Annotated in this window: 5 protein-coding genes; all 5 read left to right on the top strand. The window is 67.9% G+C overall.

Translation table 11 applies throughout. From position 1 onward, the window contains the following. Positions 1–194: 194 nt before the first annotated feature. A complete protein-coding gene (gene eno, locus AB4Z01_RS35800) occupies positions 195–1,475 on the top strand; it encodes a phosphopyruvate hydratase (RefSeq protein ID WP_441701571.1) in 1,281 nt (426 codons plus the stop codon). Positions 1,476–1,525: 50 nt separating this feature from the next. Continuing rightward, positions 1,526–1,861, top strand: coding sequence for an FtsB family cell division protein (locus AB4Z01_RS35795; protein ID WP_441701569.1), 336 nt, complete (start codon positions 1,526–1,528; stop codon positions 1,859–1,861). A gap of 190 nt (positions 1,862–2,051) precedes the next feature. Further along, positions 2,052–3,029 (top strand): pyruvate dehydrogenase (acetyl-transferring) E1 component subunit alpha, encoded by a 978-nt coding sequence (gene pdhA, locus AB4Z01_RS35790; protein WP_429229330.1) that lies wholly within the window; start codon positions 2,052–2,054, stop codon positions 3,027–3,029. 57 nt (positions 3,030–3,086) lie between these two features. Then, positions 3,087–4,490: a pyruvate dehydrogenase complex E1 component subunit beta gene (locus AB4Z01_RS35785; RefSeq protein WP_441701567.1), complete on the top strand. Its 1,404-nt coding sequence runs from the start codon at positions 3,087–3,089 to the stop codon at positions 4,488–4,490. Between the two features lie 23 nt (positions 4,491–4,513). Beyond that, on the top strand, positions 4,514–5,102 hold a 589-nt coding region (locus tag AB4Z01_RS35780; RefSeq protein WP_441701565.1), incomplete at its 3' end, for a biotin/lipoyl-containing protein.

The following is a 5,102-nucleotide window of genomic DNA, read 5'->3' as shown; positions in this document are numbered from 1 at the left end:
ACCCTGAGTTGCGTACTTTTGTCGCGAGGCTACTCCCCAAATTGACGCAGTTACAACATGGCCGCGCCACAATCGGCGGATGTGAGGTTTGCCCTAGGCGCAGAGGTGAAAATCCTTGCATTTTCCGGTCCGCGGCACAGTCTGGCCACGCCGATTCCCGCCCTACCACTCCTGCGCAAGCGAGAGGCAGCTCTATGACCGCGATCGTCGACATCCATGCCCGCCAGATCCTCGACAGCCGGGGCAACCCGACCGTCGAGGTCGATGTCACCCTCGAATCCGGCGCCTTCGGCCGCGCCGCCGTGCCGTCCGGCGCCTCGACCGRCGCCCATGAGGCGGTCGAGCTGCGTGATGGCGACAAGTCGGTCTATGGCGGCAAGGGCGTGACCAAGGCGGTCGATGCCGTCAACGGCGAGCTGTTCGACGCGCTGGCCGGCCTCGATGCCGAGGACCAGATCGCGCTCGACCGCACCATGATCGAGCTGGACGGCACTCCGAACAAGGGCCGGCTCGGCGCCAACGCCATCCTCGGCGTCAGCCTAGCCGTGGCCCGCGCCGCGGCCGAGGATGCCGGCCTGCCGCTGTACCGTTATGTCGGCGGCGCCTATGCCAGCACGCTGCCGGTGCCGATGATGAACATCATCAATGGCGGCGCCCATGCCGACAATCCGATCGACATCCAGGAGTTCATGATCCTGCCGGTCGGCGCGCCGACCCTGGCCGAGGCGGTGCGCACCGGGTCGGAGGTGTTCCACGCCCTGCGCAAGAAGCTGAAGGATGCCGGCCACAACACCAATGTCGGCGACGAGGGCGGCTTCGCGCCGAATCTCAGCTCAGCCGACGAGGCGCTGAGCTTCATCGTCCAGGCGATCGAGGCCGCCGGCTACAAGCCGGGCGACGACGTGGTGCTGGGGCTGGATGCCGCCTCGACCGAGTTCTACAAGGACGGCCGCTACGCTCTGGAGGGGGAGGGCAAGAGCCTCGATAGCACCGGCCTCGTCGCCTACTACGAGGAGCTGGTGACGCGCTACCCGATCGTGTCGATCGAGGACGGCATGGCCGAGGACGACTGGGAGGGCTGGGCCGCGATCACCAGCGCCCTGGGCAAGCGCGTCCAGCTGGTCGGCGACGACCTGTTCGTCACCAATCCCGAGCGCCTGTCCCAGGGCATCGCCCGTGGCATCGGCAACTCGATCCTGGTCAAGGTCAACCAGATCGGCACGCTGACCGAGACGCTGCAGGCGGTGGAGATGGCGCACAAGGCCGGCTACACCGCGGTGATGTCGCACCGCTCGGGCGAGACCGAGGATGCCACCATCGCCGACCTCGCCGTCGCCACCAATTGCGGGCAGATCAAGACCGGTTCGCTCAGCCGCTCCGACCGGCTGGCCAAGTACAACCAGTTGATCCGGATCGAGGAGCAGCTGGGCCGTGCCGCCAGCTATGCCGGCCGGTCGGTGCTGCGCCAGCGTTAGTACCATTGATTGACGCCGACCCCGACCTATGGTGACCTAGAGCCATGAGCATGTTTCGCTATCTCCGGCGGAAACTGCGGCCGATCATCGGGCCGGTGGTCGGCGTCTGCCTGATCGCCTATTTCAGCTACCATGCGATCCAGGGCGACCACGGCATCTTCGCCCGCGACGCGCTGCAGGGCGAGGTCGCCCAAGCGCAGTCGACGCTGGACGAATTGACCGCCCAGCGCACGGAGATGGAAAAGCGCGCCGCGCTGATCGACCCGAAGCAGGTCGACCTCGACATGCTGGACGAACGGGCCCGGGCGATGCTGAATGTCGCCAGGCCGGACGATGTCGTCATTTTCTTTCCCAAGATCGCACCGGCCTCTGCGCCGGCCCAGTAAACCCGCGCGTCTGCCTTGCGCCGATGGCGGCGCGGCCACGGACCTGCGCCTTGCAAATTCGGTCCGTGCGGGGTAGCACTGGGCCAGGCGACAAAACTATGCGCGCCTACTAACCCGATGCTATCCGACCAGGGAGGATCCATTGGCCGCCACGAAACGTCGTCCTGCCCAGGAGAAGACGTCGGGAGCCGTGGCTCCCGCCGCAGCCGGCAAGGATGAGTTGCTGCGCTACTACCGCGACATGCTGCTGATCCGCCGCTTCGAAGAGAAGGCCGGGCAGTTGTACGGCATGGGTCTGATCGGCGGCTTCTGCCACCTCTATATCGGCCAGGAGGCCGTGGTGGTCGGCATGCAGGCGGCGCAGACGCCCGCCGACGACGTCATCACCGGCTATCGCGACCACGGCCACATGCTGGCCTGCGGCATGGATCCGCGCGGCGTGATGGCGGAGCTGACCGGACGCCGCGGCGGCTACTCCAAGGGCAAGGGCGGCTCGATGCACATGTTCAGCCGCGAGAAGAAGTTCTTCGGCGGCCACGGCATTGTCGGCGCCCAGGTCTCGCTCGGCACCGGCCTCGGCTTTGCCCATCGCTACAAGGAGGATGGCGGCGCGTCGATCACCTATTTCGGCGACGGCGCGTCGAACCAGGGCCAGGTGTATGAGAGCTTCAACATGGCGGCTCTCTGGAAGCTTCCGGTCATCTATGTGATCGAGAACAACAAATACGGCATGGGCACCTCGGTCCAGCGCGCCTCGGCCAATGCCGACCTGCATCTGCGCGGCCAGGCCTATGGCATCCCGGGCGTCCAGGTCGACGGCATGGACGTGCTGTCGGTCAAGGCCGCGGCGGCCGAGGCGCTGGAACGTGCCCGGGCCGGCGAGGGGCCGACCATCCTCGAGATGATGACCTACCGCTATCGCGGCCACTCGATGTCCGATCCGGCCAAGTACCGGAGCAAGGAGGAGGTGGCGAAGATGCGTGAGACGCACGACCCGATCGATCTGGTGCGGAAGAAGATCGACGCGATCGGCGGCGTCAGCGAGGACGACTTCAAGGCGATCGACAAGGAGATCCGGGGCATCGTCAACGATGCGGCGGAATTCGCGCAGCAGAGCCCGGAGCCCGATCCGTCGGAGCTCTACACCGACGTTCTGATCGAAGCCTGAGTCATCACGACCCGGCAGGCGCCCTTTGAGGCGCCGCCGGCTGCCGGAGAATTCCCAATGCCCACCGAAATTCTGATGCCGGCGCTGTCGCCGACCATGACCGAGGGCACGCTCGCGAAGTGGCTGAAGCGCGAGGGTGATGCGGTGAAGTCGGGCGACGTCATCGCCGAGATCGAGACCGACAAGGCGACCATGGAGGTCGAGGCGGTCGACGAAGGCACCATCGGCAAGATCCTGGTGCCCGAGGGCACCGAGGCCGTGGCCGTGAACACCCCGATCGCCATCCTGCTCGGCGACGGCGAGAGCGCGGGCGACATCGGCCAGGCCAACGGCAAGGCCGCCCCGGTGGCGGAGACGCAGCGCGAGGCTCCGGCCGCCCCCGAGGCGCCGAAGGTCGAGGCCCGGGCGCCCGCCGCCCCGGCTGCGCCGCCGGCGAGCAAGGCGCCGCCCGCGACAGACGAGGACAAGTTCTTCGCCAAGACCAGGCGCCTGACCGTGCGCGAGGCACTGCGCGACGCCATGGCCGAGGAGATGCGGCGCGACCCGACCGTGTTCCTGATGGGCGAGGAGGTCGCGGAGTACCAGGGCGCCTACAAGGTCAGCCAGGGCCTGCTCGAGGAGTTCGGCGCCAAGCGCGTGATCGACACCCCGATCACCGAGCACGGCTTCACCGGCCTCGGCGTCGGCGCCGCCTATGCCGGGCTGCGGCCGATCGTCGAGTTCATGACCTTCAACTTCGCCATGCAGGCGATCGACCAGATCATCAACTCGGCGTCCAAGACGCTGTACATGTCCGGCGGCCAGATGGGCAGCCCGATCGTGTTCCGCGGCCCGAACGGCGCCGCATCGCGCGTCGGCGCCCAGCACAGCCAGGACTATGCCAGCTGGTACGCGCACTGCCCGGGCATGAAGGTGGTGTCGCCCTGGTCGGCGGCGGATGCCAAGGGCCTGCTGAAATCGGCGATCCGCGACCCGAACCCGGTGATCTTTCTCGAGAACGAGATGCTCTACGGCCAGAGCTTCGACGTGCCGGAGGATCCCGACTTCATCGTCCCGATCGGCCGCGCCAAGATCGTGCGCCCGGGCAAGGACGTCACCATCGCCGCCTATTCGATCATGGTCGGCAAGGCGCTGGAGGCGGCCGAGACCCTGGCCGCGGAGGGCATCGACGCCGAGGTCATCGACCTGCGCTCGATCCGGCCGCTCGACGTCGAAACCATCGTCAACTCGGTCAAGAAGACCAACCGCCTGGTCTCCGCCGAAGAGAGCTGGCCCTTCGCCGGTATCGGGTCGGAGCTGGCGGCGCTGATGATGGAGCACGCCTTCGACTATCTCGACGCCCCGGTGGGCCGGGTCTGCTCGGTCGACGTGCCGCTGCCCTATGCGGCCAATCTCGAGCATCTCGCGCTGCCGCAGGCATCGCACATCGTGGCGGCGGCCAAGGCCGCCTGCTACCGCTAAGGCGTCGGACAGGGGAGGGATCGATGACGATCAACATTCTGATGCCGGCGCTGTCGCCCACGATGACCGAGGGCACGCTCGCCACCTGGCACAAGAAGGAAGGCGACAAGGTCAAGTCCGGCGACGTGATCGCCGAGATCGAGACCGACAAGGCGACCATGGAGGTCGAGGCGGTCGACGAAGGCACCATCGGCAAGATTCTGGTGGCCGAGGGCACCGAGAACGTCGCGGTCAACGAGGTCATCGCCATCCTGCTGGAGGAGGGCGAGGATGCCGGCGCGCTGAAGGGCGGGGCGCCCGCGCCGAAGGCCGAGGCGAAAGCCGGGGCTCCGGCCGCCGAGCCGAAGGCTGAGGCGAAGGCCGACGCCCCGGCCGCGCGGCCGACCCCGGCCGCCAAGCCGGCGACCAATGGCCATGACGACAGCCGTGTCTTCGCCAGCCCGCTGGCCCGCCGCATGGCGCAGCAGGCCGGTGTCGACCTGGCGGCGCTGAAGGGCAGCGGCCCGCATGGCCGCATCGTGAAGGCGGATATCGACGCGGCTGTGGCCGGCGGTGCCCCCGCCGCCAAGCCGGCCGCCGCGGCGCCCGAGGCGGCGAAGCCCGCGCCTGCCG

The organism is Inquilinus sp. YAF38 (genome assembly GCF_052113205.1).
GTDB lineage: Bacteria > Pseudomonadota > Alphaproteobacteria > DSM-16000 > Inquilinaceae > Inquilinus.
This window is presented reverse-complemented; position numbering and strand designations above follow the sequence as displayed.

Coding starts and splice junctions, on each gene's coding strand:
- AB4Z01_RS35785 (WP_441701567.1), top strand. CDS start 3,087: ATGCCCACCGAAATTCTGATGCCGGCGCTGTCGCCGACCATGACCGAG.
- AB4Z01_RS35795 (WP_441701569.1), top strand. CDS start 1,526: ATGTTTCGCTATCTCCGGCGGAAACTGCGGCCGATCATCGGGCCGGTG.